Here is a 26680-nt window from a genome sequence, read left to right on the forward strand (position 1 = left end):
CCGGGTGAAGTCCTGGGCGGTCGGAAGTGGCTGCTGCTCAGGGGAACTCACGGTGCTCCTATCGGTTGTAGGCGGGCATCGGACCGGCCAGGGTGGCACCGACCTCGTCGCACGCGGCGACGACGTCGACAGGCAACGGGCCGCGTTCGGCGGCAGCGATGTTGGCCCGCAGCTGGTCGGGCTTGGACCCGCCCAGCAGGACGGACGTCACCAGGGGTCGCGAGAGCAGCCAGCGCAGGGACAGCTCGGGCAGCCCCACGCCGGCGTCGGAGGCGATGGTGGACAGCGCGTCGACCGCCTCGAAGAGGCTGCGGTTCCAGTAGCGGTCCCGGTACATGCTCGACAGCGCGGACGAGCCGAACCGACCGTCGCCCGGGTCGGCGTCGAAGCTGTGCCGACCGGTGAGCAAGCCACCGCCGAGCGGGTTGTAGACGATGGTGGCGAGCTCGTGGGTCGTGGCGTACTCGGCGTACTCGTCCTCGACCCGGCGGGCGACGAGGTTGTAGAGCTGCTGGGCGACGACGGGACGTGGGGCGCCCACCCGTTCACAGGCCACCGTCAGGTCGGCGATCTGCCAGGCGGCGAAGTTGGACACACCGACGGCCTTGGCGAGCCCCGCGGACACCACCTCGGCGAGGGCCTCTGCGGTCTCGTCGACGGTGACGGTGCGGTCCGGTTGGTGCAGGTAGAAGAGGTCGACGTGGTCGGTCCGGAGCCGGCGCAGGCTGGCCTCGAGCGAGGACCGGATCCCCTTGCGGGACAACAGTGGGTTGCCTCCGGCGTCACCGGCGTAGATACCGGCCTTCGTGGCCAGGGACACCTGCTCACGCCGGCCTGCGAGGACCTCGCCGAGGATCTCCTCGGTGCGCGTCGCGGCATACCCGTTGGCGGTGTCGAGGGAGGTGAGGCCGGCCTCGAGGGCGGCATCGACCATGGCCCTCGACGTCGTCGCGTCGGCGGTGTCGCCGAAGGTCATGGTCCCGAGGACCAGCTGTGGCAAGGGTGTCGGCAGACCAGGGACGTCGGTGGACCTCATGCGCTCGCTGCACTCTCGGCGATCCGGGCCGCGGCGATCCCGCGGACCACCTCGCGCGGCTTGCGACCCACCATCCGCGACGGTTCGAGCGCGGAGCGGCGCAACCGGCGGGTGTAGGGGTCGGACGGGGCCGCGAGCACCTGCTCGGTGGCGCCGCGTTCGACGACCTTCCCCGCGCGCAGCACGAGCACCTCCTCCGAGATCGCCCGCACGACACCGAGGTTGTGCGAGATGAACAGGTAGGTCAGCCCGGTGTCGCGTCGCAGCTGGGCGAGGATGTCGAGCACCTGCGCCTGCACTGACACGTCGAGCGCGCTGGTCGCCTCGTCGAGGACCAGCAGGTCGGGTTCGGACGCGAGGGCGCGGGCGATGCCGATGCGCTGGCGCTGCCCACCGGAGAACTCGTGGGGCTTGCGCTGGAGGGCCGAGGTCGGCAGGCCGACCCGGTCGATCAGCTCGGCCGACCGCTGCCTGCGCACCGTGGCGGAGCGCTCGCCGCGCACCGCCATCGGCTCGGCCACGATCTGCTGCGCCGTCAGGTGCGGGTCCAGCGATCCGTAGGGGTCCTGGAAGACCATCTGGATGCGGTGCCGCATCGGGCGCAGGTCCCGCTCCGACACGGTCGCGAGGTCCGTCCCGTCGAAGGTCATCGAACCGGCGGTCGGCTTGATGAGGCGCACCAGCGCCTTGGCGATCGTGGACTTTCCGCAGCCGGACTCGCCGACGACGGCGAGGCAACCGCCGCGCGCGATCGAGAAGGACACGTCGTCAACGGCCCGGAAGGTCTCGCCGCCACGGCGGTACTCGACGACCAGTCCGGAGACGTCCAGCAGCGGGGTGCCACTGGCGGCTGGTGACACGTCGTGCTGGCTCAGGGTCGTGCTCATGGTCGGGGCCCTCCCTTGGTGGCGGGTATGCCGGCCTGCTCGGGCCTGGTCGTGGGTGCGGCGGGTTCGGCAGCCGGGTCCGTCGCGGGTGCGGCGGTCTCGGCAACAGGGTCGATGTAGTCCGGGTGGTCGGGGTCCTCGGGGTCGTCCCACGCGCCCAGCTCGGGGATGGCGGCGAGGAGGTTGCGGGTGTACTCGTGCTGCGGGTTGTCGACCACCTGCTCCACGTCCCCGTCCTCGACGAACCGTCCCCGGTGCATGACGTGGATCCGGTCGCTCATGAGCCGGGCCACGCCCAGGTCGTGCGTGATCAGCAGGACCGCTACCCCGGTGCGCTCCTGCATCTCCAGGAGGAGGTCGAGGATGCCGGCCTGCACGGTCACGTCGAGGGCCGAGGTGGGCTCGTCGGCGACGATGAGACGCGGCTCGGTGGACAGCGCCATCGCGATGAGCACCCGCTGGAGCATGCCGCCGGAGAGCTCGTGCGGGTAGGACTTGACCCGTCGCTCGGGCGCACTGAGGTGGACCTGCCGGAGCAGCTCGAGGGCGCGCTCCCTGGCCTGCGCCTTGGACAGCGACCCGTGGGCGTGCCGGATGGCCTCGACCATCTGCTGGCCGATCGTCGCGATCGGGTTGAGCGCCGTCATCGGGTCCTGGGGGATGAGGGCCACCGAGCGGCCCCGGATCCCACCGATGTGCTTGCGGGTCCCCACGACGTCCTGGCCGTCGATCTGGGCCGATCCGGAGATGACGGCGAGGTCGTCGGGCAGCAGTCGTAGCAGGGCCATCGCGGTGGTCGACTTGCCGGAGCCCGACTCACCGATGATGGTGACCGTCTCGCCGGCGTCGATGTCGAAGCTGACACCGTCGACGGCACGGATCACGCCGCGGGGGGTGATCAGCTCGACCACCAGGTCACTCACGGTCAGGACGGCCATCAGGAGTCACCCGCCTTGGCCCGACGAGTGCGGTCCCGCAGCCCGTCTCCGAGCAGGTTCACGCCGATGACCAGCAACGCGATGGCGATGCCGGGGATGGTCACGAGCCACCACTTGCCGGTCACGAAGAGCTCACGGCCGTCCGAGATGATTCCGCCCCAGGTGGGGTAGGGCCGCTGGACACCGGCACCGAGGAAGCTCAGGGCGCTCTCGAGCAGGACGGCCTGGGCCAGCAGGAGGAAGACCACGACGAGCACCTGCGGGAGGATGTTGGGGATGATGTGGCGGCCGATGACGGTCGGTCGGCGCAGGCCGAGGACCTGAGCCGCTGCCACGTAGGGCTTCTCGCGTTCGACGAGCACGAGGGCCCGTGTCAGTCGGGCTGGTTCGGGCCACTGGGCCACCGCGATGACGAGCGTGATCACCGCGATCGACGGGCCGAAGAGGGCCACCACGAGCAGCAGCATGAGCAGCAGCGGGAGCGACATCTGCGCCTCGAGGGCTCGCGAGACGAGGGTGTCGACCCAGCCGCCGTAGTAGCCGGCCACGGCTCCGAGGACGATCCCGACGAGCCCGGAGATCACGATGGCCAGCAGGCCGATGACCAGGCTGGTCTGACCGCCGAACAGGATCCGGGAGAGCAGGTCGCGACCGTTGGGGTCGGTGCCGAGCAGGTGGCCGTCGGACAGGGGCGGCAGCGAGCTGTCACGCAGCACGCCGCGCACCGGGTCCGGCAGCGGGAGGACCCGAGCCAGGGCGACCGGGATGATGATGATGGACGCACAGATCGCGCCCAGCCAGATCTTGATCGTGCTGTGCCTCGCCCGACGTGCCGCGGCCGAGCGGCGCAGCAGCCGTGGGGTCACGGCGGTCGGTGGGGCGGTCTGGTCCAAGGCCATCAGCGGGCCCCCTCTCCGAGCCTGACCCGCGGGTCGAGCAGTGGGTAGATCAGGTCGACAGCGAGCTGGACGAACAGCGCCAGCAGCACGGTCACGAGCACGGTGGCCTGGATGACGGGCAGGTCGCGGCGCTCGAGGGCGTCGACGACGAGCTGACCGACGCCCGGCCACCGGAAGACGACCTCCACGATGACCACGCCGTTCAGCATGGCCGCGAACCGGGTGCCGAGGGCGGTGACCACGGGGATCGCGGAGTTGGAGAACGCGTAGCGCCAGGTGAGCCGACGCTCGGACACTCCGCGAGACCGGGCGATGGTCACGTAGGACGCGTTGAGGTTGACCGACATCTCACGTCGTACCAGACGCGAGATCAGGGCGACCTGGAGGACGACGATCGTGAGCGTGGGCAGCACCAGCGAGGAGATCGACGTGAAGCCTGAGGACGGGAACCACTGGAGGTTCACCGCGAACACGATCAGCAGGACGAAGCCGATCCAGAAGTCCGGCATCGACTGACCGGCGATGGTCGCGATGTTGGCGCCCAGCTCGCCGGCCGTGTTGGCCCGCCGGGCCATCCACACGCCGAGCGGGATCGCCAGCACCGCAGTGATGACGATCGCCGCCACGGCGAGGGTGATCGTGTAGGGCAGCCGCTCCAGCACGACGGTCAGGGCCGACTGCCGGAACTGGAAGGACTGGCCGACATCACCGTGGAGGAGGTGCGTGAGGAACGTCCAGTACTGGCTGAGCAGCGGCTGGTCCAGCCCGAACTCGCGCCGGATCGCCTCGAGCTGCTCGGAGCTCGGGTTGGGTGGTGCGTAGCTGACCGCGGGGTCGCCGGGCGCCAGCCGAAGTAGTACGAACACCACCGTCACCGTGAACCAGGCGGTCAGGATCGTCTGCACGACCCGTTTGAGGACGTAGCGGCGCATGGCTCAGCCGGAGACCTTGACCGTGGACAGGTCGTAGAAGTTGCCGGGCGACAGGTCCAGCGTCGTGACCCGCTTGCGACGGGCGAGCAGGTTGTTCGGCGTCCAGGCCCACATCGCCGGCCAGAGGGCCCAGATCTTCTCCTGGGCGTCCTTGAGCTGGGCGTTGCGCGCTGCCACGTCGGGGTTCTGCGAGGCCGCGTCGAGCAGGGAGGTCACCTCGGGGTGGACGAACCCGTGGTAGGTGTCGCGGGTCTTCTCCTTCGCCGCGGTGCCGCCGTACTGCCCCTGGAGGTTGGTGATGGCGAGCCCGGTCTGGTTGCCGTAGCCGTTGGCCAGGATGTCCCAGTCTCCGGCCTCTCCGCGACGCCAGGCGTTGATGTCGCCACCCTTGGGGATCTGCTTGAGCTCGAGGGCGACGCCGACGTCGGCCAGCATGCCGACGATGGCCTCCATGACGCGGGCCGCACCGGCGAACTCCGAGTCCTCCCAGATGGCTCGGAGCTTGAGCCCGGAGACACCCTCTGCGGCGAGCATCGACTTCGCCTTGGCGACGTCGAAGGTGTAGGTGCCCGTCTGGGCGAAGCCCTCGAGCGTGCTGGGGACCACACCCTCGGCGGAGGTCACCTGTCCGGCCATGAGCGACTTGATCAGGGCGTCGTGGTCGATCGCGTGCGAGAGGGCCTCGCGCACGGTGGCCTTGCTGAGGGGGTGCCCAGCAGGCTTGCGGAAGTTGTAGAAGAGGTGGATCAGCCGGGTGCCCTTGGTCTGGAGGACTTCGATGTCCTTGTTCGACTTGAGGCTCGCCGCCGACTCGGGGGTGATCGTGTCGATGACATCGGTCTGGCCGGAGGTGAGGGCGATGACGCGTGCGCCCTCCTCCTCCTGGTAGCTGACGTTGACCTCGTCGAGGAGGGCCTTCTCTCCCCAGTAGTTCTCGTTGCGCACCAGGCGGTAGGTGCCGGTGCCGGAGTCGGCGGCAGCGACCGTGAAGGGTCCTGAGCCGAGGCCGTCGCGCAGCTCCTCCGCCTTGTTGGCGGCCGCCGGCGTGATGAGGATGTTGGACATGAGCGAGTTGAGGGTCACCACGGGCTTCGTGGTGGTGAGGGTGAAGCTCTTGTCGTCGACCTTGGTGAAGGTCGGCTGCTCGGGGAACTGGGAGGCGACGTAGCCGGCCTTGACCTGGAAGTAGAGCTTGATGGCGGTCTCGACGTCGGCCACGGTCACCGGTGACTTGTCCGAGTAGTGGATGTCGTCGCGCAGGGCCACGGTCCACACGGTGGGGGAGGTCTGCTTGAAGGACTTGGCGAGGACCAGCTCGGGCTTGAGGTCCAGACCGATCCGCGTGAGGGCCTGCCGGACGGCGCGCTGGACGGTGACGGCCGCGTCGTACTGGTTGAGCTTGTTGTCCAGGCTCACCAGGTTGCGGTTGAGTGTGATGCTCAGCTTGCCGCCGGTGCCACCGCTGGCAGAACCGCCACTGGTGCTCTGCGGGCCGGCGCACGCCACGAGGGTCGGGCCGAGCAGGGTGCCGGCTCCGAGGAACGCGGCCAGCTGCAGGATCGAGCGGCGGGACACGCCGCCCTCAGCCACCACCTCGGCGCCGCTCGTGCCACCCATGGGGATGTTGTGGGTCATCGAACTTCCTCCTTGAAGTCTCTGAGCGGCCCTGTCGTCGGGCGCCATGTCTTGCTTTCCGAACCCTGACACAGTTGCGCGTTGTGCGCAATACCTGTAGCGTCATTCGCGTCAGAAATATCTCGATACCGGATCGTGAACACGGGTTCAGCGAGAACATCGCATCGGCGTACGGCATCAATGATGTTGCCGTATAAGAGAGTTCAAAGTACTCGAAGGAGGTTGCCGGTGCTCGAACAGTTGATCGTGGCCGATGATCTCTCCGGCGCGGCCGAGTCAGCAGCCACCTTCCTGTTGCGCACAACGCGCATTACGGTGCTGGTCTCTGGTGCGGCCGACCACAACCACGTGGCCCCTGACGACTCGCCTCGAGTAGTGGTGCTCGACACGGACAGCCGTCACCTGGCAGCCGAGGCCGCCGGGACTGAAGTTGCACGCTGCGTCGCCCGGGCCGGGACTGGGGCCGCTGGGGCGCGGGTAGTCAAGAAGGTCGACTCCCTCCTGCGCGGCAACATCCTAGCCGAGGTAAGCGCGCTCGCAGCTCTGCTGAGCGCCACCCCAGTCGTCGCAACGGCCCTGCCCTCCGCGGGCCGCACCGTCGTGGACGGCCAGCCCCTGGTGCACGGCCGTCCACTGGCAGACACCACCTTGTGGGACGCCGAGGAAGCGGACGCCCCCGCCACCGTCGCCGACGTCCTGGCCGGCCTGGATCCGGTCACCGTGCCCCTTTCGGTGGTGCGCGACGGGCCCCGGCTGCGCGCCGCGCTGGCCGACGCGGCACGTTGCGGAGCCGCGCCGTTGTGCGATGCCGAGACGGACGCCGACCTCGACGCGGTCGTGGCAGCCTCGACCGTGCTGGACACACCGTTGCTCGTGGGATCTGCCGCCCTCGTCGCGGCCGTCGCGAGGCGGCTCGACGCTGACGACGCCCCAGCACAGCCGGACGACGCCCCAGCACAGCCGCCCGTCCGCTCTTCCAGCGAGCCGCAGCACGTCGTGGTCGCGGTGGTCGGTTCCGCGGCTCCCACGATCGCCGCCCAGGTCGCCCTGCTCACGGACCTCGGCCTGCCCGTGCTGAGACTCGACCCCGGCGAGCTGCTGACTGCGCCGGCGCAGGCCCGGACACGTGTCGAGGAGGCGCTCTCGGGCGCTGGCCTCGTGGTCGCCATCGACCACACCGCGGACGTCGACCCGTCGGCTGCCCGTCGGCTCAGCACCGCCCTCGCCGCCGCCGCCCGGCCCGCCACGAGTCGGGCCACGGTCCTGCTCGCCACCGGGGGCGAGACCGCGCACGCCGTGCTCACCTCGATCGGGGTGGACCGACTGCGCCCCGTCGCGACGAGCGCCGAGGTCGTGCGCTCGCACACCCCCGACGGCCCGGTCGTCCTCACCCGACCCGGGAGCCACGGTTCGACCAGCTCCCTCCTCGATGCCCTGGCGCCGTTCCTCGACGGCCACCCGTCCACCGATCTCCACCGCTGAACCCGACCAAGGAGCCACGATGACTGAACTGCCCCGCATTGCCGTGACGATGGGGGATGCTGCCGGCATCGGCCCCGAGGTGATCGTCCGTGCCCTGCTCGACCCGGAGTGCGCAGGGCGGTCGAACTGTGTCGTCGTGGGCGATGCTGCCCGGCTGCGCCGCGCCGCCGAGCTCGTCGGGCTGCAGCCCGACATCGTCACGGTGACGGACGTGTCCGAGTGCGAGTTCGTGCCCGGCCGGATCAACGTCATCGACCTCGGCCTGATCCCCGAGGACCTGCCGTTCGGCGCGCTCTCTCCGGTCGCCGGCGATGCGGCATACCACTATGTGCGGGTCGCGTCCGAGCTCGCGATGGCGCACGAGGTGCAGGCCATCTGCACCGCGCCGCTCAACAAGGAGGCACTGCACTCGGGCGGGCACATCTTCCCCGGCCACACCGAGCTCCTCGCCAAGCTCACCGGCACCAGTGAGGTCTCGATGATGCTCGCCACGCCCCGGGTGCGGGTCATCCACGTGACCACCCACATCGGCCTCATCGACGCCGTGGAGCGGATCGAGCCCGGCCTGGTCGAGCGCACCATCCGCCGCGGCCACCAGGCCCTCGTGGACGCCGGCGTCAGCGAGCCCAAGATCGGCGTGTGCGGGATCAACCCCCACGCCGGTGAGGGTGGCCTGTTCGGCCGTGGCGAGGAGGAGGAGAAGATCGCGCCCGGCGTCAAGGCGGCCCAGGCGGATGGCATCGACGTGGTCGGCCCGCTGCCGGCTGACACCTTGTTCTTCCTCGCGGGTCGGGGCGACTACGACCTCGTCGTCGCGATGTACCACGACCAGGGCCACGGACCGGTCAAGATCCTCGGTCTCGAGGCGGGCGTGAACATCACCGTGGGTCTCCCGGTGATCCGCACGTCGGTCGACCACGGCACCGCCTTCGACATCGCCGGCAAGGGCATCGCCGACCACCGTTCGATGGTGGAGGCGCTGCGGCTCGCGGCCGAGATGGCACCGACGCCGTCTGCTGTCTGAATCCAGCCGGTGACGTGACGATGTCGGATAGGGTGCGCGACTGATGGCACGGTTGAGATCTGAGAAGCGTCGCGACGAGATCGCCAGGCTCGCCGCCTCCCACGGGCTGACCAGCGTCGAGCAGCTGTCGGCGCGGTTCGGGGTGACCGCGTCGACCATTCGCCGGGACCTGGCCCTGCTCACCACCCAGGGCAAGCTCGCCCGCACCTACGGCGGCGCGCTCAGCCTCGAGCCGCACCCGGAGGCGACGCTGCGCCAGCGGCTGGGGGAGGCCCACGAGGCCAAGCAGGCCATTGCTGCCTGGGCGGCCACCCAGGTGGTCCCCGGCGAGAACGTCATCCTCGACGGCGGTTCGACCAACGCCGCCCTGGCCGAGGAGTTCAAGGACTTCCGCGACCTGTCGGTCTCGACCATCGGCCTCACCTCTCTCGAAGTGCTCGCCGACGCCGAGGACATCGAGGTCATCCTGCTCGGGGGGCGGCTGCGCACCGTCAGCCAGAGCTTCGTCGGTCCGGTCACCGAGGCTGCCCTCGAGCGGATGTCGTTCGACCGGGCGTTCATGGGTGCCGACGGCGTGCGCGCCGACCGCGGGATCTGCGAGAAGGACCTGCAGCAGACCCGGCTCAAGGAGCTCATGATGAGCCGGGCCGACCACGTCTACGTGCTGGCCCACGGCGCCAAGCTCGGCCAGGCACCGTTCCACGCCTGGGCCGTGATGCCGACGCACTGGACCCTGGTCACCGACGACACCGCCCCCGTCGAGCAGGTCCGGATCTTCCGCGCAGCGGGCGTCGAGGTCGTTGTCGTCGAGACCGTGGAGGAGCAGACCGGGGCCTGAGTGGGCCAGTCTACAGACCCAGCCGGGACGCTCCCGCGTAGACGGTCAGCCGCGGCGGCCGCGCGAAGCCGACGAGGGTCAGCCCCGACTCGGTCGCCAGCTCCACCGCCAGCGACGACGGCGCGGACACCGCCACCAGGGCCGGCAGCCCGGCCATCACGGCCTTCTGCACCAGCTCGAAGCTGGCCCGGCCGCTCACGACGAGGACGTGCCCCGTCAACGGCAGCAACCCCTCACGACCGGCCCAGCCCACGACCTTGTCGACGGCGTTGTGCCGACCGACGTCCTCGCGCACGGCCAGCGGTTCGCCGTCGGCGGTGAAGATCCCGGCGGCGTGCAGGCCTCCGGTCTTGTCGAAGACCTTCTGCCGGGTCCGCAGCATCTCCGGCAGCCCAGCCACGACGGCCGGTGACAGGCGGACGGTGTCGTCGGCCACGGCATACGGGCTGGTCGCGGTGATGGCGTCGATGCTGGTCTTGCCGCACACGCCGCAGGCGCTGCTCTGGTAGCCCGAGCGGGCGCTGCGACCGAGGTCCGGCACCACGTCCGGGGCCAGCGTCACGTCGACGACGTTGTAGGTGGGGGAGCCCGCCTCGTCCTCGTCGAGGCAGTGCATCAGCTGGCGCACCTCGTCGGCGCGGCGCAGCACGCCCTCGGTCAGCAGGTTGCCCAGGGCGAGGTCGAAGTCGTCACCCGGTGTGCGCATCGTGACCGTCACCGACGTGCCGGCCACCCGGATCTCGAGGGGTTCCTCGACCGCGAGCGTGTCCGGTCGCGACGTCGACCGGACCCCGTCCGGGGTCACCTCGACCCGGATCGCCGGCGCCCGCCTCGTCACCCTTCCCACGTCAGCAATGTATGCCGCGCCCTCACCTGCAGCCGCGGCGGGAGGGCAGGTGGCGTGGCGACCGACCCGAGCGGGCCGGGCGTCCGAACCGGGCGGGGTCGTGGCGGATAAGTTGGGGGCGTGAGCGACGCCCCCAACAACCAGTCCCCGTCCCCCCACGAGGTGCGCCTCTTCGGCGACACCGGTATGCCGTGGCGCCCGGTGTCGCCGAAGCTCGCCACCGCGCGACTCCTCGTCCTGTCGGTGTTCCTCGGACCGCTCCTGGTCGCCCTGCTCGTGCTGGCCGCCCTCGTCTGGAAGGGCTTCTGGGTCGGGGTGCTGCTCGTGGCCCTGGCGCTCGCCACCGGTGCCTGGCTGATCAGGCGGCAGGTTCCGGCGATCACCTGGGCCGAGGGGGAGGAGGAGCTGGTGGTCCGCAGGGGGCGGATGTTCCGGACCCTGGTCAGCGTCCCCTATGGCCGACTGCAGTTCGTCGACGTCCAGTCCGGCCCCCTGGAGCGACGGTTCGGCATGGCCACCGTCGAGCTGCACACCGCCTCACCGCAGAGCGGTGGCCAGATCCCCGGCCTGCCGACGGCCGAGGCCGAGGCGCTCCGTGAGCGGCTGGCTGCGCGGGGCGAGTCGCAGCGGGCGGGTCTGTGAGCACTGCCGAGCCGACGCCGACCCCGGCGACCGAGCCGACCCCAACGACCCCGCCGACCCCGCAGCCTGAGTGGCGCCACCTGCACCCGCTCTCGCCGCTGCTCAAGGGCGGGATCGCGTTCGTCGCCGTGCTGGCCTACATCGTGTCGCAGCAGGCGGACTCGTTCTTCGGTGCCCAGCGCGACGACCCCACCAACGGCCACCTGGGTTGGGCCGCGGTCGGCGTACTGGTCGTCCTGCTCGGAATCATCGCCGGGGCGTGGGTCTCGTGGCGGTTCTCCCGGTTCCGGGTCGGGGACGCGCTCATCGAGCTGCGCACCGGTGTGCTGTTCCGCCAGCACCGCCAGGTGCGCTTCGACCGGATCCAGGCGGTCGACCTGGGGCGGCCACTGCTGGCGCGGCTCACCGGGTTGTCCGAGGTCGTGGTCCAGTCGGCCGGCGGCAAGGACTCGCACCTCAAGCTGTCCTTCCTGACCGACGCCCAGGCCCAGCAGGTGCGCGAGCAGCTGATGGCCCTCGCGGGGCGCAGTGACGAGGTCGCCGCGAACCCCGCGGCCGCGACGTCCCACCACGCGTCCGCTGCCGGTGGGTCCGAGTGGGGCGGTGCACAGCTCACCGACGAGGACTACGCCGACCTCCCTGCTCCGCCCCCTGTCGGGCAGCCGATCCTGGCGATCCCGAACCTGCGCATCCTGCAGTCCATCCTCTACAGCGGCCCCGGGCTGGTCATCGCGCTCGCCATCCCGGCCCTGGTGGTCTCGATCGCGCTGGGCGTGCCCGAGATGGTGGCCTGGCTCGGCCCGATGACCGTGGCCGTCGGCTCGTCGCACCTCAAGCGACTCACGCAGGAGTGCAACTTCGAGCTGCTCCACCAGGGCGACCGCCTGCGGATCCGCCACGGCCTCACCGACCTGCGCACCACGACGGTCCCGTTGCACCGCATCCAGGCGGTCGAGGTGAGCCAGTCGCTGCCCTGGCGGCTGACCGGTTGGTGGCGGATCCAGGTCAATGTGGCGGGGGCGGGTGCCGGCGGCGACGACGTCACCCAGACGGTGCTGATGCCCGTCGGCAACCGCGAGGAAGCCCTCCGCGTGCTCACCCTCGTGCACCCCGGCATACCTCGGGGTGCGGCCCTGGCCGCGCTCGAAGGTGACGGACCCGCCGAGGGGTTCGTCACCACGAGCACGCGGGCGCGGAGCCTCGACCCGCTGAGCTGGCGACGACAGGGGTATGCCGTCCTGCCCGAGGGGCTGCTCACTCGCCGCGGCGGGTGGTACCGCGCCGCCCAGTTCGTGCCGCACGCAAGGATCCAGTCGCTCAAGGTCGAGCAGGGTCCGGTGCAGCGCAGGCGCGGAGTCGCCACGGTGCGGCTGATGTCCACGGTCGGGCCGGTTTCGCCGGTCGTCGCCCACCTCGACGAGCCCGAGGCGGTCCGCCTGCTTGCCGAGCAGGTGGTCCGTTCCAGCCAGGCCCGCCAGCGGGCCTAGCCGGGCGACGGCGTGAGTGTGGCCCTCAGCGGGCTTCGAAGCGGATCACCAGCGCCTTGGCCACCGGGGTGTTGGACCGCAGCGCCACGTGGTCGGCCGACATGAGCACGTTGGTCTCCGGGTAGTAGGCCGCGGCGCACCCCTCGGCGGTGGGGTAGGACACGAGCGTGAAGCCCTCGGCGCGGCGGTCGGTGCCCTCGAACTCGCTGACCACGTCGACGACCTGACCTTGGTGGAACCCGAGCCGGTGCAGGTCGTCGGGGTTGACCAGGACCACGCGCCGGTTGCCCGAGATGCCTCGGTAGCGGTCGGCATGCCCGTAGATGGTGGTGTTGAACTGGTCGTGGCTGCGGATCGTCTGCAGCAGCAACCGGGCGTCCGGCACCTCGAGCATCGGCACGCTCCCGGCGATGAACTCGGCCTTGCGACTGGGGGTGTCGAACTCGCGCAGGTCACGCGGCTTGTGGGGGAGCAGGAAGCCGCCGGGCACGCGCACCCGGGCGTTGTAGTCCTCGAAGTGGGGGACCACGCGCGAGATGTGCTCGCGGATGAGGTCGTTGTCCTGCGACAGCGCGGGCCAGTCGATGGAGCCCACGCCAGGGGCGATCCGCTCGGCCAGTCCGGCGACGATCGCGACCTCCGAGCGACACAGGTCTGAGGGCGGCTCGAGCCGGCCCTGGGAGAGGTGCACCTGCCCCTGGGAGTCCTCGACGGTGACGCCCTGGTGCCCGCGCGGGGTGGCGTCACGGTCGGTCCGGCCCAGACACGGCAGGATCAGCGCCTCCGTGCCCGTGACGGTGTGCGACCGGTTGAGCTTGGTGGACACGTGGACCGTCAGGTCGCAGGCGCGCAGCCCCTCGTGCACAACGGGGGTGTCCGGGGTGGCCATGGCGAAGTTGCCGCCCATGCCGAAGAAGACCCGGACCGACTTGTCGCGCAGCCGCGTGACGGTGGCGGTGGCGTCGACACCGTGCTCGGTGGGCGGGGTGAAGGCGAACTCTGCCCCGAGGTCGTCGAGGAACTTCTGGGACATCTGCTCCCAGATGCCCATGGTGCGGTCGCCCTGGACGTTGGAGTGGCCGCGGATCGGGCAGGGACCGGCGCCGTCCTTGCCGATGTTCCCCTGCAGCAGGAGGACGTTGACGATCTCCTGGATGGTCATGACTGCGTGCACGTGCTGGGTCAGCCCCATCGCCCAGCAGACGACAGTTGCCTTCGACTCGGTGAACCGCTTGGCCAGTGCATCGATCTCGGAGCGCTTCAGTCCGGTTGCGAGCTCCGTTGCGGCCCAGTCGATCTCGCGCACGGCGTCCACGTAGGCGTCATAGCCGGCGGTGTGTGCATCGAGGAAGTCCCGGTCCACGACGGTGCCGGGCGCGGACTGCTCGGCGGCGACGAGCAGGTGCCCGACCGCGCGGAAGAGCGCGTGGTCCCCGCCGAGCCGGACCTGGAGGTAGTCGTCCGCAAGGGCCGTGCCGGGGCCGACCAGGCCGCGCGGCGTCTGCGGGTTCTTGAACCGGATCAGCCCGGCCTCTGGCAGCGGGTTGACGGCCACGATGACCGCGCCGTTCTTCTTGGCGTTCTCGAGGTGCGTCAGCATGCGCGGGGCGTTGGTGCCCGGGTTCTGGCCCGCGATCACAATGAGCTCGGCCTGCTCAAGCGACTCGAGGGTGACCGCTCCCTTGCCGATGCCGATCTGCTCGGTCATCGCAGTGCCGGAGGACTCGTGGCACATGTTCGAGCAGTCGGGGAGGTTGTTGGTGCCGTAGGCGCGGACCATCAGCTGGTAGAGGAAGGCGGCCTCGTTGCTCGTGCGGCCGGACGTGTAGAACACCGCGTCATCAGGGGTCGGCAGGGCGGTGAGGTGGCGGGCCATGATCGCGTTGGCCTCGTCCCACGACACCGGGGTGTAGTGCGAGGCGCCGGGTGCGCGGTGCATCGGCTCGGTGAGCCGACCCTGCTGCCCCAGCCACCACTCGCTCTGGCCGTCGAGCCCGTCGATGCTGTGGCGGGCGAAGAACTCCCGGTCGATCCGACGCTTGGTGGCCTCCCACGCCACCGCCTTGGCACCTGACTCACAGAACTCCGCGACGTGCCGGTCGCCGGCCTCGGGATCGGGCCACGCGCAGGACGGGCAGTCGAAGCCCTGCGTCTGGTTGAGACGGCCGAACACCCGAGCCGTCCGGGGCAGCCCCATCTGGTCGACCCCGTGGCGGAACGAGTTGACGACCGCGGGCAGCCCGGCGGCCCACTGCTTGGGGGCATGCGCGTCGACGGCTCCCGTCGGATCGATGCTGCTCAGGGCTTCGGGGGCCGCTCCTGAGGGGCGGCTGGGGGGACGCTCGTCGGCCATGTGCCCGACCCTAACCCCGTCCACGCGGTGGGAATGTGTGCCTATTCCGCGGACTCGGTTGAAAATCCCGGCCCAACCCGATGGACTTACCCCGCAACTGACCGCCTCGAGGGATGGAGAAGGGTGTGACCACGCCAGCGCAGTCTGCGCTGCAAGCAACGGTGGGCCGACTTGGCCTCACCGCAGGACAGGTGATCCAGGAGTTCGGCTACGACTCCGATGTCGACGACGAGTTCCGCTTCGCCGTCGAGGACCACACCGGCACAGAGCTCGAGGATGAGGAGTACCAGGACGTCGCTGACGTCTCGCTCATCTGGTGGCGGCAGGACGACGGAGACCTCGTCGATGCCGTCGTCGATGCGCTCACCAACCTCGGCGAGGGCGGCTCGGTCGTCGTCCTCACCCTGAAGTCGGGTCGCCCCGGACACGTCGAGGCGAGCGACATCGAGGAAGCCGCGACCACCGCAGGTCTGCACACCTCGGGCACGGTGAACGCCTGCGAGGACTGGACGGCCACCAAGCTCGTCGCCCCCAAGACCGGGCGGCGTTGACGGCGCTGGCAGACTGCCGAGCATGACGTCACCCATCGCCGTTGGGGCTACGGCTCCGGACTTCGCCCTCAAGGACCAGAACGGGCAGGACTTCTCCCTGGCGCAGTTCCGCGGCGCCAAGAACGTCGTGCTGGTGTTCTACCCCTTCGCCTTCTCGGGCATCTGCACCGGAGAGCTCTGCGAGATCCGCGACGACCTCGGTGGTTTCGTCGGCGACGACGTGCAGGTCCTGGCCGTCTCCTGCGACCACATGTTCAGCCAGCGGGCCTGGGCCGACAAGGAGGGCTACTTCTTCCCCCTGCTGTCGGACTACTGGCCGCACGGCGGGGTGGCGCAGCAGTACGGCGTGTTCAACGAGCAGGCCGGTGCGGCGCTGCGCGGGACCTTCCTCATCGACACCGAGGGCGTGGTCCGCTGGTCGCTCGTCAACGAGATCGGCACGGCCCGCGACTTCACCGGCTACCACGAGGCGCTGGCCGGCCTGCGCGCCTGAGCGTCCTCGCAGGAAACCGTGGCGGGACCTGACACAATGGCGCCCGCAGTCAGATCGCGGCGCCCGCGCCGGTCGTGACGACGCGGGGCCTGTAGCTCAGTTGGTAGAGCGCCACGTTTACACCGTGGATGTCGTCGGTTCGAGCCCGGCCGGGCCCACATGCACACCACCCTCGCCGACGTCGTCCGTGTGCTCGAGGACCTCTACCCTCCGTTGACGGCGCAGTCGTGGGACCAGGTCGGGCTGGTGTCCGGCGACCTCGCCCAGCCGGTGCGCCGGATCCACTTCGCTGTCGACCCCACGCTGGCGGTCATCGAGGAAGCGCGGGCCCTGGGGGCCGACCTCGTGGTGACGCACCATCCCTTGCTGCTGCGCGGCATACACAGCGTTGCCACCTCGGGCGCCAAGGGCGCCACCATCACCTCGCTGGTGGTGAACGACATCGCGCTCTACGTCGCCCACACCAACGCCGACGTGGCCTCGCCGGGTGTCAACGACGCCCTCGCCGAGGCCTGCGGCCTCACGGACGTCGAGCCGCTCGCCGTCGTCGAGGGGCAGCCACTGGGCCGGGTGGGGCAGCTCACCGAGCCCATGACGCTGGCCGAGTTCACCGCGTCGCTGTATGCCGCCCTGCCGCCCTCCCCGGGCGGGCTGCGGGTGGCCGGCCCGGCCGATGCGCGAGTCCAGCGCGTGGCCGTGATGGGCGGCGCGGGCGACGACATGTTCGACCACGTGCGCGCCAGCGGCGCCGACGTCTACGTCACCGCCGACCTGCGGCACCACCCGGTCCTCGAGGCTCGCGAGCAGGCCCGGGGCGGTCCGCCCTACCTCGTCGACGCCGGCCACTGGGCCACCGAGTCGTTGTGGCTCGCGGGTGCCGCCGAGCGCGTCCGGACGGCGGTTGCGGACGGCGGGGAGGGGGCCCCTAAGGTGGAGACCCACATCTCAACACTGCGCACCGACCCGTGGGACTTCGTGGTCGGAGCCGAACCGCCCGCTGGCCCTGGAGGTACGTCCTGAAAGCCGACCCGTCCCGTCAGTGGAGACTGCTCGACCTGCAGGCGATAGACACCCGTCTCGACCAGATCACGCATGCGCGCAAGAACCTGCCGGAGCACGCCGTGCTGGCCGACCTCGAGACCAAGGCTGCCGGCCTGGACTCCCTGCTCGTGCGGGCTCGCACCGAGCTCGGCGACATCCAGCGCGAGGTCGCCAAGGCCGAGGCCGACGTCCAGCTCGTCCGAGACCGCGCGGCACGTGACCAGTCCCGGCTCGACGCCGGCACCGGGTCGGCCAAGGACCTGCAGGCGATCCAGCACGAGCTGGCCTCCCTGGTCCGTCGGCAGTCCGAGCTCGAGGACGTCGAGATCGAGGTGATGGAACGCGCCGAGGACGCCGAGTCGGCCGTGTCCCAGCTCAACGCCGAGCACACGACGCTGGCGGCGCAGGTCACCGCGGCCGTCGAGGCCCGGGATGCCGCGTTGGCCGACCTCGACTTCGAGGCGACCAAGATCGCTGCCCCGCGTGCCGACATCGTGGCGGGGGTGGGGGATGAGCTCGTCGGTCTCTACGAGAAGATCCGCGTGCAGAGTGGTGGTCTCGCTGCGGCACCACTGCGGCAGCGTCGCTGCGGCGGCTGCCAGCTCGAGCTCAACAACGTCGAGATGAACCGGATCAAGGCCGCGCCCGACAACGAGGTCCTGCGGTGCGAGGAGTGCCGTCGCATCCTCGTGCGCACCGCCGAGTCCGGCCTCTGACCCGTGCCTTCGACCCGACGCGCCCTGGTCATCGAGGCTGACGGCGGCTCCCGAGGCAACCCCGGCGTGGCCGGCTACGGCGCCCTCGTGCGCGACGCCATCAGCGGTCGGGTCCTGTGGGAGGGTGCCGCCCCACTGGGCAAGGAGTCCAACAACGTCGCCGAGTACTCCGGTCTCATCGCCGGGCTGAAGGCGGTCCTGCGCATCGACGCCGGCGCCGACGTCGAGGCACGGATGGACTCCAAGCTCGTGGTCGAGCAGATGGCCGGGCGCTGGAAGATCAAGCACCCCGACATGCGGCAGCTCGCCCTCGAGGCCCGTGACGTCGCCGCCCAGATCAGCGCGGCCGGTGGGTCGGTGTCCTTCACCTGGATCCCGCGCGAGCAGAACAAGGACGCGGATGCCCTGTCCAACGACGGCATGGACGGCCGGACCATCGACCGCATGCTGGGCGACGGCGACGGCGACGGCGACGGCGACAGCGACGGCGACGGCGACAGCGACGGCGACAGCGACGGCGACAGCGACGGCGGCACGGACAGGGACGCCGACGGCGCCGCGGAGTCCGTCGCCGAGGTGGTCGACGAGCTGATCGACCCCGACCCCGGTCCCGCTGCCACCGGGCCGTGGCAGGGCACCCCGACGCGGATCGTGCTGGTCCGCCACGGGGTCACCGACTTCACCGTGGCCTCACGCCTCGACGGTCGGGGTGGGTCGGACCCGTCGCTCAACACCGCGGGCCAGGCCCAGGCCGCCGCAGCCGGACGGGCCGTGGCCCACCTGCTGGGTGGCTCGCCAGCACGCGTGGTCACGTCCTCCCTGGCTCGCGCGCGTCAGACCGGGGCCGCGGTGGCGGAGCCGATCGCGGTCACGCCAGTCGTCGACGCGGACTGGGACGAGCAGGACTTCGGTGACTGGGACGGCGCCAGCATCCCCGACCTGGTCCGCGACCACCCGGGCGAGCTGACCGCGATGCGTGCGGACCCGGCATACACCCGGCCTGGCGGGGAGTCGCACGACCAGCTGGCCGCACGCGTCGTTGCCGCGTTCGACCGGGTCGTCGCCGCGGGCGGCACCACGGTGGTGGTCTGCCACCGCAAGCCGATCATGTGCGTGCTGACCCACGTGCTGGGCATCCCGCACGACAAGGTGTGGCGCCTCGCCGCCGCGCCCGGCTCGCTGACGGCGCTCGAGGTCTGGCCGGACGGCAACGTGTCGGTCGCCTTCACCAACCGCAGCTGATTCCTCGCCGCCGGCGTGATCGTCCACGAAGTGGGCCGGACGTCTCGCCATGTGGCCTGAGTTCTACGCTGGCGCCATGACTTACGCCGGAGACGTCGCACCGCAGGATGCGTATGCCGCGCTGGCCGCCGAGGAGGACGCCGTCCTCGTGGACGTGCGGACCACCGCCGAGTGGAACTACGTCGGGCTGCCCGACCTGAGCGCGCTCGGCAAGCGGGTGGTCTGCGTCGAGTGGCAGCGGTTCTCCGACGGCGCCGTCAACGGCGACTTCGTCGAGCAGCTGCGGGACGCCGGCCTTCCGGATGGCGCGCCGATCTACTTCCTGTGCCGGTCCGGGGTGCGCTCGGTCGCGGCGGCCGACGCAGCCACTCGGGCCGGCCTCGAGCCGTCCTACAACGTGCTCGAGGGCTTCGAGGGCCCGACCGACGAGCACGGCCACCGGGCCGTCTCGGGTTGGAAGAACGCCGGACTGCCGTGGCGGCAGCGATGAGCGAATCGACGCCGGAATCGTTGCCACAGAAGGGTTTCCGGCCCGACACCATCGCCGTGCGCGGTGGCCTGGCGCGGAGCAACTTTGATGAGACGGCGGAGGCGCTCTACCTCACGTCGGGGTTCGTCTACGAGAGCGCCGAGCAGGCCGAGGCGGCGTTCAAGGACGAGGTCGACCACTTCATCTACTCGCGCTACGGCAACCCCACCGTCACGATGTTCGAGCAGCGGCTCAAGGAGCTGGAGGGAGCGGAGGCCTGCTTCGCCACCGCGTCCGGGATGTCGGCTGTCTTCGTCGCACTGGCCGCGCTGCTGGGCCAGGGTGACCGGGTGGTGTCGTCCCGCGGGCTGTTCGGGTCGTGCTTCGTGATCCTCGACGAGATCCTGCCCCGGTGGGGCGTCGAGACCGTCTTCGTCGACGGACCGGACCTCGACCAGTGGCGCGAGGCCCTGTCCGTCCCGACCCAGGCCGTCTTCTTCGAGACCCCGAGCAACCCGATGCAGGAGCTCGTCGACATGCGGGCCGTCTCGGACCTGGCCCACTCCGCGGGCGCCCAGGTCGTCGTCGACAACGTCTTCGGGACACCGGTGTTCTCCAAGCCGCTGGAGCACGGCGCCGACATCGTCGTGTACTCCGCCACGAAGCACATCGACGGCCAGGGCCGCACCCTTGGCGGCGCCGTCCTCGGGACCGCCGAGTTCGTCAACGGGCCCGTCAAGAACCTGATGCGCCACACCGGACCGTCGATGTCGCCGTTCAACGCCTGGGTGCTCGTCAAGGGGCTGGAGACCCTGTCGCTGCGAGTCGAGAAGCAGGCAGCCAACGCGCTCGCCGTCGCGGAGGCCCTCGAGGCCCACCCCAAGGTGACGAAGGTTCTCTATCCCTGGCTCCCGTCCTTCCCGCAGGCCGAGCTGGCCAAGCGGCAGATGCTGGGCGGCGGGACCGTGGTGACGTTCGAGCTCGACGGCGGCAAGGCCGAGGCCTTCGCACTCCTCAACGCCCTGCAGGTCGTCGACATCAGCAACAACCTGGGCGACGCGAAGTCGATGGTCACCCACCCGGCCACGACGACGCACCGGCGGCTCACGCCCGAGGCGCGGGCGGCCGTCGGGATCGCCGATGGCACCGTGCGCATCTCCGTCGGGCTCGAGGACGTCCAGGACGTCATCGAGGACCTGCAGCGAGGTCTCGGCTCGTCCTAGGCTGATTCCGCCGATGCGGCTAACGGGGTCCGAAGTGCGGCTCGAGCTGCGGCCAGGCGGTCTCGAACCTCGCCAGGGCTCGGTCCCGGGCCGTGGTCTCCACGTCGAACAGCAGGGCGTAGGCCGCGAGCCGAGCAGGGTCGCGTTCGGTGAGCGCAAGCCCGCGCAGCAGGCTGAGGCTGACCACCGCGTCGTGGTGTTCCCCGAGGACCTCCTGAACCGCCCTGGCCTCCGCTGCGCCCGCCGCGAGCCGGCTCCCACACGACGTCCCCAGCGCGTCACACGCGTAGCGCAGCCTGCGCAACGACTTGCGAACCTCGTGCAGCGCCTCGTCCCGGAGGTGCTCGTCGACGGCCGCCAGGTAGGCCGCGTGCCGCCGGACCGTTCGCTGCCAGCCTCGCCGGACCGCTCGGCGAAGGTCGCTGCGTCGTGGACGTGGCTTCGCCGTCGCGCCGACCTCGGCCAGGGCCAGGGGCAGTGCGGCGAACCGCGCTGACTCCAGGGCCGCCCTCAGGTCGGTCGTCGCCTTGGCCAACGTCTCGGTCAAGGCCTCCCCGACCCGGATCGGCACCTCATGTCCTCCGGGCAGCCTCGTCGCGAGGACCTCGGCGTCCCGGAAGGCTCCGAGCTCGGCCGTGAGCCAGGCCAGCTCGGTGCGGAGACCGGCGTCGTCGCTGAGGAGCAGCACAGGTCCGAACATCGCCAGGCACGCGGACGCCCGCCGAGTCGTGGTGCGCATCTGGTGGGCGGCATCCGGAGTGCCCGCGATGACGGCCGGCGCCAGCTCGTCGAGCCGCACGGCCAGGTCACGCAGGTAGCGACCGACGTCGCGCCCCACGTGCGGTCTCATGACCCAGTTCTACCGGACCTGGCCCACCCGCACAGGGACCCCGACAGTCTCGGGGTCACGTGGTGACGACGAGGGCGGCCAGCGCCAGTCCGGCGGAGACGACGGCGCACAGGAGGCCCTGGGCCGCAAGGGACCTCACCGGGATGTGTATGCCGCGCGCCCGGCAGCGCTGCGCCCACAGGAGCGTCGCGAGCGACGCCCACGGGGTGACCAGTGGCGCGACGTTGACACCGATGAGCAGCGCCATCAACCGGGCCGGGGCATCGGACGTGACCGACTCGAGGGCGATGTAGGCGGGCAGGTTGTTGACCCCGTTCGCGGCCAGCGCGCCGACACCGGCGACCCGGGCGAGGTCACTGGGGGAGGTGCCGTCGCCCGCGAGGGAGGCCAACGCGGGCTGGAGCCCCAGCTGGAGGGCGGCGTCGATGACCACGAACAGGGCAGCGACAGCCAGGGCCATCTGCCACGGGACCTTGAGGTGACGGACCAGGTCGCGGTTGCGGGCCCAGGCCGCGGCGACGAGCACGACGGCCGCAACCGATGACACCCAGGCCGGGGACAGCCCGAGCGCGAAGAGCGGACCGACTGCGATGCAGACCGCCGCCGCCACCCGCAGCAGCACCAGGTCGTGCGGATCCGGTGGGGCATCAGGCAGGTAGCGGCCGTGCAGGTTGCGCCGGTTCAGGACGTAGAGCACCAGCACTGTGCCGACGACCGCAGCGACAGCAGGCAGGGCGGCCAGTCGTACGTACCCGGCGTGCCCGACCCCGAGCACCTCGAAGTGGTGCAGGGCAAGCAGGTTCGTGAGGTTGGAGACGGGGAGCAACATGCTCGCCGTGTTCGCGATCCACAGTGTCGTCAGGGCGAAGGGGACGGGGGAGATGTCGAGCTGGACGGCGATGGCCAGGCCGACCGGGGTCAGCAGGACGGCAGTCGTGTCCAGGCTGAGCACGATGGTGCAGGCGACCGCGACGAGGACGAACAACAGCCACAGCAGCGGTGTCCGGTGCCGACCGGCGCGAGACGCCCAGTGCCCTGCGACATCGAAAACCCCTGCGGCGTCGGCGATCTCGGCCACGACAGTGATCGCTACGAAGAAGACCAGGACGGGAAGGACCCGGGTCAGCACATCGCCGAGCTCGGCGACGTTCACCGCTGCAGCGCCGCCGTCACGACCGTGCCGTGACGTCGATGACCCAGGGGCGGCCTGCCTTGGTGGGCTCCTCGACCGTCACCACGAAGGCATCGGCGAGCACCTCGGCGAGCTGGGGCACCCGACGGACGTCCCGACCGACGCGGCACAGCTCCCGGGCGACCAGGCCGCGGGTGTGCTTGGCCATGTGGGTGGCCCCGGGCACGCGGACCTGCACCCAGCGGTCGGCGAGGTCGCCCTCAGGCGTCCACGCCGCGGCATACGTGCTGGAGCGGCAGTCGACCACGACGCCACGGCCGGCGAGGACAGGCAGGACGCGGCGCAGCTCGGGCTTCCACGCGCTGGCGAGCGGGCCGACGCCGGGGAGGTTGACCGCCATGGAGAGCCGGTACGGCGCGATCGCATCCGTGGGGCGCACGGCACCGTAGAGGGCGGAGACGACGACGAGCCAGCGGTTCGCGCGACGCTTGGCCGCGCTGTCGAGGGTGGCGTAGTCGAGAGCGTCGTAGAGGACCCCCGAGTAGACGCGCGAGGCGGGCATCGCCGGCGCGGTGTGCAGCACGAGGTTGCGGGCGATCTCGGCGGTGAGGTTGGGGCTGACCCCGAGCGTCGCGGCCGCATCGGGGTGAGCGCTGACCTTGGCGACCGTTTCGGCGACGGACTGCCGGGTCGCGCTGAGCTCGGGGAAGGAGAGGTGCTCGTGGACCACCGACCGCCCACGGGCGCGGCCCGTCTTGGACTCCGACGGGGGTAGCAGGATCAGCACGAGCACAGCCTAGGTGGCGGCATCTGCGGGCCGTCGTCGTGTCCGATGACGACCCGTCCCGGCGGTCCGTCTGGGTAGGTTGGCTCTATGCCTACCCGCAGCATCCACGTCCAGCAGCCGAGCACCGAGACAGCCGTCGCGCAGTCCGCCCAGCTGGCCGCCAGGTTCGACGCGATCCGCGCCGAGCTGAAGGTGCCGGAGGCGTTCCCACCTGATGTCGAGGCGGAGGCGGCGGCCGCGGCGGCCTCGCCCGGCCTGCCGGACCGCGACGAGACGTCGGTGCCGTTCCTCACCATCGACCCGCCCGGCTCGATGGACCTCGACCAGGCCTTGCACATCGAGCGTGACGGTGACGGCTACCGCGTCCGCTATGCCATCGCCGACGTGCCGGCCTTCGTGAAGCCCGGCGGCGCCGTCGACGCCGAGACGCGTAGGCGTGGGCAGACCGTCTATGCGCCGGACAAGCGAACTCCGTTGCACCCCACCGTCTTGAGCGAAGGTGCCGCCAGTCTGCTGGCGGGCGAGACGCGACCGGCGTTCGTGTGGGACCTGCGGCTCAAGGCCGATGGTGATGGCACCGACGCCGAGGTCTACCGGGCCATGGTCAAGAGCACCGACCGGCTCGACTACGAGGGGGTGCAGAAGGCCATCGACGACGGCTCGGCCGACGAGCGGCTGCTGCTGCTCAAGGAGGTCGGGCAGAAGCGGATCGAGCTCGAGCGCCGCCGCGGGGGAGCGAGCCTGCCGATGCCCGAGCAGGAGGTCAACGAGGACGACCAGGGGCACTACCGGCTCTACTTCCGGCCACCGCTGGACGTCGAGGACTGGAACGCCCAGATCTCGCTCCTGACCGGCATGGCCGCCGCCGAGATGATGATCAAGGCCAAGGTCGGGATCCTGCGCTCGATGCCCGCCCCGGACCAGAACGCGATCGGCCGGTTCCGCCACGCGAGCCGGGCGCTCGGGATCGAGTGGCAGGAGGGGACGCCCTACGGCGAGTTCCTGAGGACGCTGGACCGCACCAACCCCAAGCACCTGGCCCTGATCCACGAGGCGACGTCGCTGTTCCGCGGTGCCGGCTACACCCCGTTCGACGGCGAGGCGCCCGACCACGCCGAGCACGCGGCGGTGGCCGCTCCCTATGCCCACGTCACGGCGCCCCTGCGGCGGTTGGTGGACCGGTTCGGGCTGGCCATCTGCGAGGCGGTCAGCTCCGGCGGGGAGGTGCCGGGGTGGGCTCGAGAGGCCCTGCCGTCGCTGCCCGAGGTCATGTCAGCGTCCGACAAGGTGGCCAACGGCGTCGAGCGAGGCTGTGCCGACGCCGTCGAGGCCGCTGCGCTCGAGGACCGGGTGGGCGAGGTGTTCGACGCGATGGTGGTCGACAAGCGCGAGAAGGGCGATGCGGTCGTCCAGATCCAGGACCCTGCCGTGCTCGCGAACGCCGAAGGCCAGAACCAGCTCGGGACCGAGGTCAAGGTCAAGCTCACCGAGGCCACCATCTCGACCGGCACCGTTCGCTTCGAGATCGTCCACTAGCTCGATTCGCTCTCCGACCGCGCCTGCGCCCTGTTGGAAGTGAAACTTCCGGATATCCGGAAGTAACGGCACCGAACCGGCGGGGCTGTCCACCACTGCCGCGGCGCCGGTCAGCCCTTCCACAGGCTGTTCCCGCGTCGCTGGCCGCGAATTCCTGCTAGCCGAACGATGCTCGGATGAGTCCGACACCACGCAGCCAGCTCCGCTTCGCAGCCGCGCAGTCCGCGCAGGGCCATGACGGGGTGCTGACTCGCAGCGCCCTCCTCGAGCTGGGTATCACCCACCAGGCCACTGCCCGAGAGGTCGCGGCCGGTCGGTGGCGTGCCCAGGGCCGGCACACGATCGCCCTGCACACGGGTGAGCTGTCGACTGTTGCCCAGCGGTGGCGCGCCGTCTGGGAGGTGGGAGCAGGTGCCGCACTCGACGGTGTCTCGGCGCTCCAGGCCGCCGGACTGACCGGCTTCGACACGGACGTCATCCACGTCTCCGTCCCGGCAACCCACAGACCACCCCATGTGCCCGGCGTGCGGGTCCATGTTGTCTGTGCGCGTGACGAGGGTGACGTCCTGGCCGCGGGGATTCCTCGCACCAGACCTGCCGTCGCCGCGATCCGTGGGGCCCACTGGGCGGTGTCCGACAGGCAAGCGGCACTGGTCGTGTGCATGGCCGCGCAGCAGCGGTTGCTCACGGGGCACGCACTGCTGGAGGCCGAGATGCGCCGGCACGGCCGAACCCGCCGGGCCTTCATCAGGACCCTGGTGCGCGACGTCGCCGAGGGAGCGCAGGCGTTGGGTGAGCTCGACTTCGCCCGCCTGTGTCGCCTTCGAGGGATCCCCGGGCCGACCCGTCAGGTCGTGCGTCAAGGCCCGCGGGGACGGATCTACCTCGATGTGGCCTGGGAGGAGCATGGGGTCGTCGCCGAGATCGACGGAGCACAGCACCGGCAGGGGCTGGCAGTCACGGCGGACAACCTGCGCCGCAACGACCTGCAGATCGGCGGCGAGATCACCTTGGCCATCGACCTGGTCGGACTGCGCCTCGAAACCGATGCTTTTCTAGCGCAGGTCAAGGCTGCGCTGTCCGTCGCGGTACTCCGACGGGTCTCGTAACGGATCCGGCGACGGGAGTGCGTGCGAGAACTTCCGGGAATCCGGAAGTTTCGCTTCCAACAGGGCGGGACGACGGTGAGGTATGCCGCGTGGCGGGCCACGCGGCATACCTGCCCTATCCTTGGCGGCGGATGAGTCGGTCAGGCGGTCGCGTCGGTGAGCAATCACCGCCGAGGAACGTCCGGGCTCCGAAGGGCAAGGTGGTGGCTAACGGCCACCCGGGGTGACCCGCGGGACAGTGCCACAGAGAACAGACCGCCACGGTGGACCACCCGGCTCCGGCCGGACAGGCACCGCGGTAAGGGTGAAACGGTGGTGTAAGAGACCACCAGCGGGCCAGGTGACTGGTTCGGCTAGGTAAACCCCACCTGGAGCAAGCTCAGACAGTGCGCGTTCGAGGGCGGCCCGCCCGAGTGCACGGGTAGGGCGCTGGAGGCAGTCGGCAACGGCTGTCGTAGATGGATGACCGTCTCCTGCTGGCCGGTAACGACCAGCGGTGACAGAACCCGGCGTATCGACCGACTCATCCAC

Annotated in this window: 25 protein-coding genes, 1 tRNA gene and 1 other RNA gene; 16 read left to right on the forward strand and 11 right to left on the reverse strand. The window is 70.6% G+C overall.

The annotated features are described in order from the left end of the window. Positions 1 to 58: 58 nt before the first annotated feature. From EAH86_RS04040 to EAH86_RS04065, 6 genes are read right to left on the reverse strand one after another with little or no spacing between them, the layout of a single operon-like run. Positions 59 to 1036 (reverse strand): aldo/keto reductase, encoded by a 978-nt coding sequence (locus EAH86_RS04040; protein ID WP_140737283.1) that lies wholly within the window; start codon positions 1034 to 1036, stop codon positions 59 to 61. Then, positions 1033 to 1923, reverse strand: a complete 891-nt coding sequence (locus EAH86_RS04045; RefSeq protein WP_140737284.1) for an ATP-binding cassette domain-containing protein — start codon at positions 1921 to 1923, stop codon at positions 1033 to 1035. The genes EAH86_RS04040 and EAH86_RS04045 overlap by 4 nt, the downstream gene beginning before the upstream one ends. Continuing rightward, positions 1920 to 2861, reverse strand: a complete 942-nt coding sequence (locus EAH86_RS04050; RefSeq protein ID WP_140737285.1) for an ABC transporter ATP-binding protein — start codon at positions 2859 to 2861, stop codon at positions 1920 to 1922. Before EAH86_RS04050 ends, EAH86_RS04045 begins: the two co-directional genes overlap by 4 nt. Beyond that, positions 2861 to 3760: an ABC transporter permease gene (locus EAH86_RS04055; protein WP_140737286.1), complete on the reverse strand. Its 900-nt coding sequence runs from the start codon at positions 3758 to 3760 to the stop codon at positions 2861 to 2863. Before EAH86_RS04055 ends, EAH86_RS04050 begins: the two co-directional genes overlap by 1 nt. Further along, a complete protein-coding gene (locus tag EAH86_RS04060) occupies positions 3760 to 4692 on the reverse strand; it encodes an ABC transporter permease (protein WP_140737287.1) in 933 nt (310 codons plus the stop codon). The genes EAH86_RS04055 and EAH86_RS04060 overlap by 1 nt, the downstream gene beginning before the upstream one ends. Positions 4693 to 4695: 3 nt before the next feature. Beyond that, on the reverse strand, positions 4696 to 6327 hold the full coding sequence (locus EAH86_RS04065) for an ABC transporter substrate-binding protein (RefSeq protein WP_241668169.1): 1632 nt from the start codon (positions 6325 to 6327) through the stop codon (positions 4696 to 4698). Between the two features lie 228 nt (positions 6328 to 6555). On the opposite strand from EAH86_RS04065, the gene EAH86_RS04070 reads away from it, so the two are divergent. The 3 genes from EAH86_RS04070 to EAH86_RS04080 are packed head-to-tail and all read left to right on the forward strand — an operon-like array spanning position 6556 to position 9671. Beyond that, positions 6556 to 7809: a four-carbon acid sugar kinase family protein gene (locus EAH86_RS04070; RefSeq protein ID WP_161988559.1), complete on the forward strand. Its 1254-nt coding sequence runs from the start codon at positions 6556 to 6558 to the stop codon at positions 7807 to 7809. A 19-nt stretch (positions 7810 to 7828) separates the two neighbouring features. Further along, complete coding sequence (gene pdxA, locus EAH86_RS04075) at positions 7829 to 8833, forward strand: 4-hydroxythreonine-4-phosphate dehydrogenase PdxA (RefSeq protein WP_140737289.1); 1005 nt, start codon at positions 7829 to 7831, stop codon at positions 8831 to 8833. Between the two features lie 43 nt (positions 8834 to 8876). Beyond that, a complete protein-coding gene (locus tag EAH86_RS04080) occupies positions 8877 to 9671 on the forward strand; it encodes a DeoR/GlpR family DNA-binding transcription regulator (RefSeq protein WP_140737290.1) in 795 nt (264 codons plus the stop codon). A 10-nt stretch (positions 9672 to 9681) separates the two neighbouring features. Here EAH86_RS04080 and fdhD read toward each other — a convergent pair whose 3' ends face one another. After that, a complete protein-coding gene (gene fdhD / locus EAH86_RS04085; protein WP_140737291.1) occupies positions 9682 to 10518 on the reverse strand; it encodes a formate dehydrogenase accessory sulfurtransferase FdhD in 837 nt (278 codons plus the stop codon). A 120-nt stretch (positions 10519 to 10638) separates the two neighbouring features. Here fdhD and EAH86_RS04090 point away from each other — a divergent pair, with 120 nt between their 5' ends. Both EAH86_RS04090 and EAH86_RS04095 read left to right on the forward strand, forming a co-directional pair. Continuing rightward, complete coding sequence (locus EAH86_RS04090) at positions 10639 to 11160, forward strand: PH domain-containing protein (RefSeq protein WP_241668170.1); 522 nt, start codon at positions 10639 to 10641, stop codon at positions 11158 to 11160. Beyond that, entirely contained in the window at positions 11157 to 12647 is a 1491-nt protein-coding gene (locus tag EAH86_RS04095) for a PH domain-containing protein (protein ID WP_140737292.1), read from the forward strand. Before EAH86_RS04090 ends, EAH86_RS04095 begins: the two co-directional genes overlap by 4 nt. Positions 12648 to 12672: 25 nt before the next feature. Here EAH86_RS04095 and EAH86_RS04100 read toward each other — a convergent pair whose 3' ends face one another. Further along, a complete protein-coding gene (locus tag EAH86_RS04100; RefSeq protein WP_140737293.1) occupies positions 12673 to 15000 on the reverse strand; it encodes an FdhF/YdeP family oxidoreductase in 2328 nt (775 codons plus the stop codon). A gap of 125 nt (positions 15001 to 15125) precedes the next feature. Between EAH86_RS04100 and EAH86_RS04105 the strand changes: the two genes are divergently transcribed. From EAH86_RS04105 to EAH86_RS04140, 8 genes are all read left to right on the forward strand, one after another. Next, entirely contained in the window at positions 15126 to 15551 is a 426-nt protein-coding gene (locus EAH86_RS04105) for a DUF3052 domain-containing protein (RefSeq protein ID WP_241668171.1), read from the forward strand. A 22-nt stretch (positions 15552 to 15573) separates the two neighbouring features. Then, a complete protein-coding gene (locus EAH86_RS04110; protein ID WP_140737295.1) occupies positions 15574 to 16044 on the forward strand; it encodes a peroxiredoxin in 471 nt (156 codons plus the stop codon). Between the two features lie 85 nt (positions 16045 to 16129). Beyond that, positions 16130 to 16202, forward strand: a tRNA-Val gene (locus EAH86_RS04115). 1 nt (position 16203) lies between these two features. Beyond that, a complete protein-coding gene (locus tag EAH86_RS04120; protein ID WP_140737296.1) occupies positions 16204 to 17064 on the forward strand; it encodes a Nif3-like dinuclear metal center hexameric protein in 861 nt (286 codons plus the stop codon). Further along, positions 17010 to 17801 carry a zinc ribbon domain-containing protein gene (locus tag EAH86_RS04125; RefSeq protein ID WP_338325224.1) on the forward strand — a complete coding sequence of 264 codons (792 nt, stop codon included), beginning with the start codon at positions 17010 to 17012 and terminating at the stop codon, positions 17799 to 17801. The genes EAH86_RS04120 and EAH86_RS04125 overlap by 55 nt, the downstream gene beginning before the upstream one ends. A gap of 3 nt (positions 17802 to 17804) precedes the next feature. Continuing rightward, positions 17805 to 19043 carry a bifunctional RNase H/acid phosphatase gene (locus EAH86_RS04130; RefSeq protein ID WP_140737297.1) on the forward strand — a complete coding sequence of 413 codons (1239 nt, stop codon included), beginning with the start codon at positions 17805 to 17807 and terminating at the stop codon, positions 19041 to 19043. Between the two features lie 76 nt (positions 19044 to 19119). Further along, on the forward strand, positions 19120 to 19533 hold the full coding sequence (locus EAH86_RS04135) for a rhodanese-like domain-containing protein (protein ID WP_140737298.1): 414 nt from the start codon (positions 19120 to 19122) through the stop codon (positions 19531 to 19533). Then, positions 19530 to 20735 carry an O-succinylhomoserine sulfhydrylase gene (locus EAH86_RS04140; RefSeq protein ID WP_140737299.1) on the forward strand — a complete coding sequence of 402 codons (1206 nt, stop codon included), beginning with the start codon at positions 19530 to 19532 and terminating at the stop codon, positions 20733 to 20735. Before EAH86_RS04135 ends, EAH86_RS04140 begins: the two co-directional genes overlap by 4 nt. A gap of 19 nt (positions 20736 to 20754) precedes the next feature. Here EAH86_RS04140 and EAH86_RS04145 read toward each other — a convergent pair whose 3' ends face one another. Genes EAH86_RS04145 through EAH86_RS04155 form a run of 3 tightly spaced genes read right to left on the reverse strand, consistent with a single transcriptional unit; the run spans position 20755 to position 23504 of the window. Next, positions 20755 to 21585, reverse strand: a complete 831-nt coding sequence (locus tag EAH86_RS04145; RefSeq protein ID WP_140737300.1) for a CHAD domain-containing protein — start codon at positions 21583 to 21585, stop codon at positions 20755 to 20757. Positions 21586 to 21640: 55 nt separating this feature from the next. Next, positions 21641 to 22738 (reverse strand): SLC13 family permease, encoded by a 1098-nt coding sequence (locus EAH86_RS04150; protein ID WP_140737301.1) that lies wholly within the window; start codon positions 22736 to 22738, stop codon positions 21641 to 21643. A 16-nt stretch (positions 22739 to 22754) separates the two neighbouring features. Next, a complete protein-coding gene (locus EAH86_RS04155) occupies positions 22755 to 23504 on the reverse strand; it encodes a YaaA family protein (protein ID WP_140737302.1) in 750 nt (249 codons plus the stop codon). 87 nt (positions 23505 to 23591) lie between these two features. On the opposite strand from EAH86_RS04155, the gene EAH86_RS04160 reads away from it, so the two are divergent. The 3 genes from EAH86_RS04160 (at position 23592) to rnpB (ending at position 26679) form a co-directional block, all read left to right on the forward strand. Beyond that, positions 23592 to 25040 (forward strand): RNB domain-containing ribonuclease, encoded by a 1449-nt coding sequence (locus EAH86_RS04160; RefSeq protein WP_140737303.1) that lies wholly within the window; start codon positions 23592 to 23594, stop codon positions 25038 to 25040. A gap of 176 nt (positions 25041 to 25216) precedes the next feature. Then, positions 25217 to 26149, forward strand: coding sequence for a hypothetical protein (locus EAH86_RS04165; RefSeq protein WP_140737304.1), 933 nt, complete (start codon positions 25217 to 25219; stop codon positions 26147 to 26149). A 132-nt stretch (positions 26150 to 26281) separates the two neighbouring features. Continuing rightward, positions 26282 to 26679: RNase P RNA component class A (gene rnpB, locus EAH86_RS04170), an RNA gene on the forward strand. Position 26680 lies beyond the last annotated feature (1 nt).

The sequence above is a fragment of the Pedococcus bigeumensis genome, assembly GCF_006438965.1.
In the GTDB taxonomy this organism is placed as follows: Bacteria; Actinomycetota; Actinomycetes; order Actinomycetales; family Dermatophilaceae; genus Pedococcus; species Pedococcus bigeumensis_A.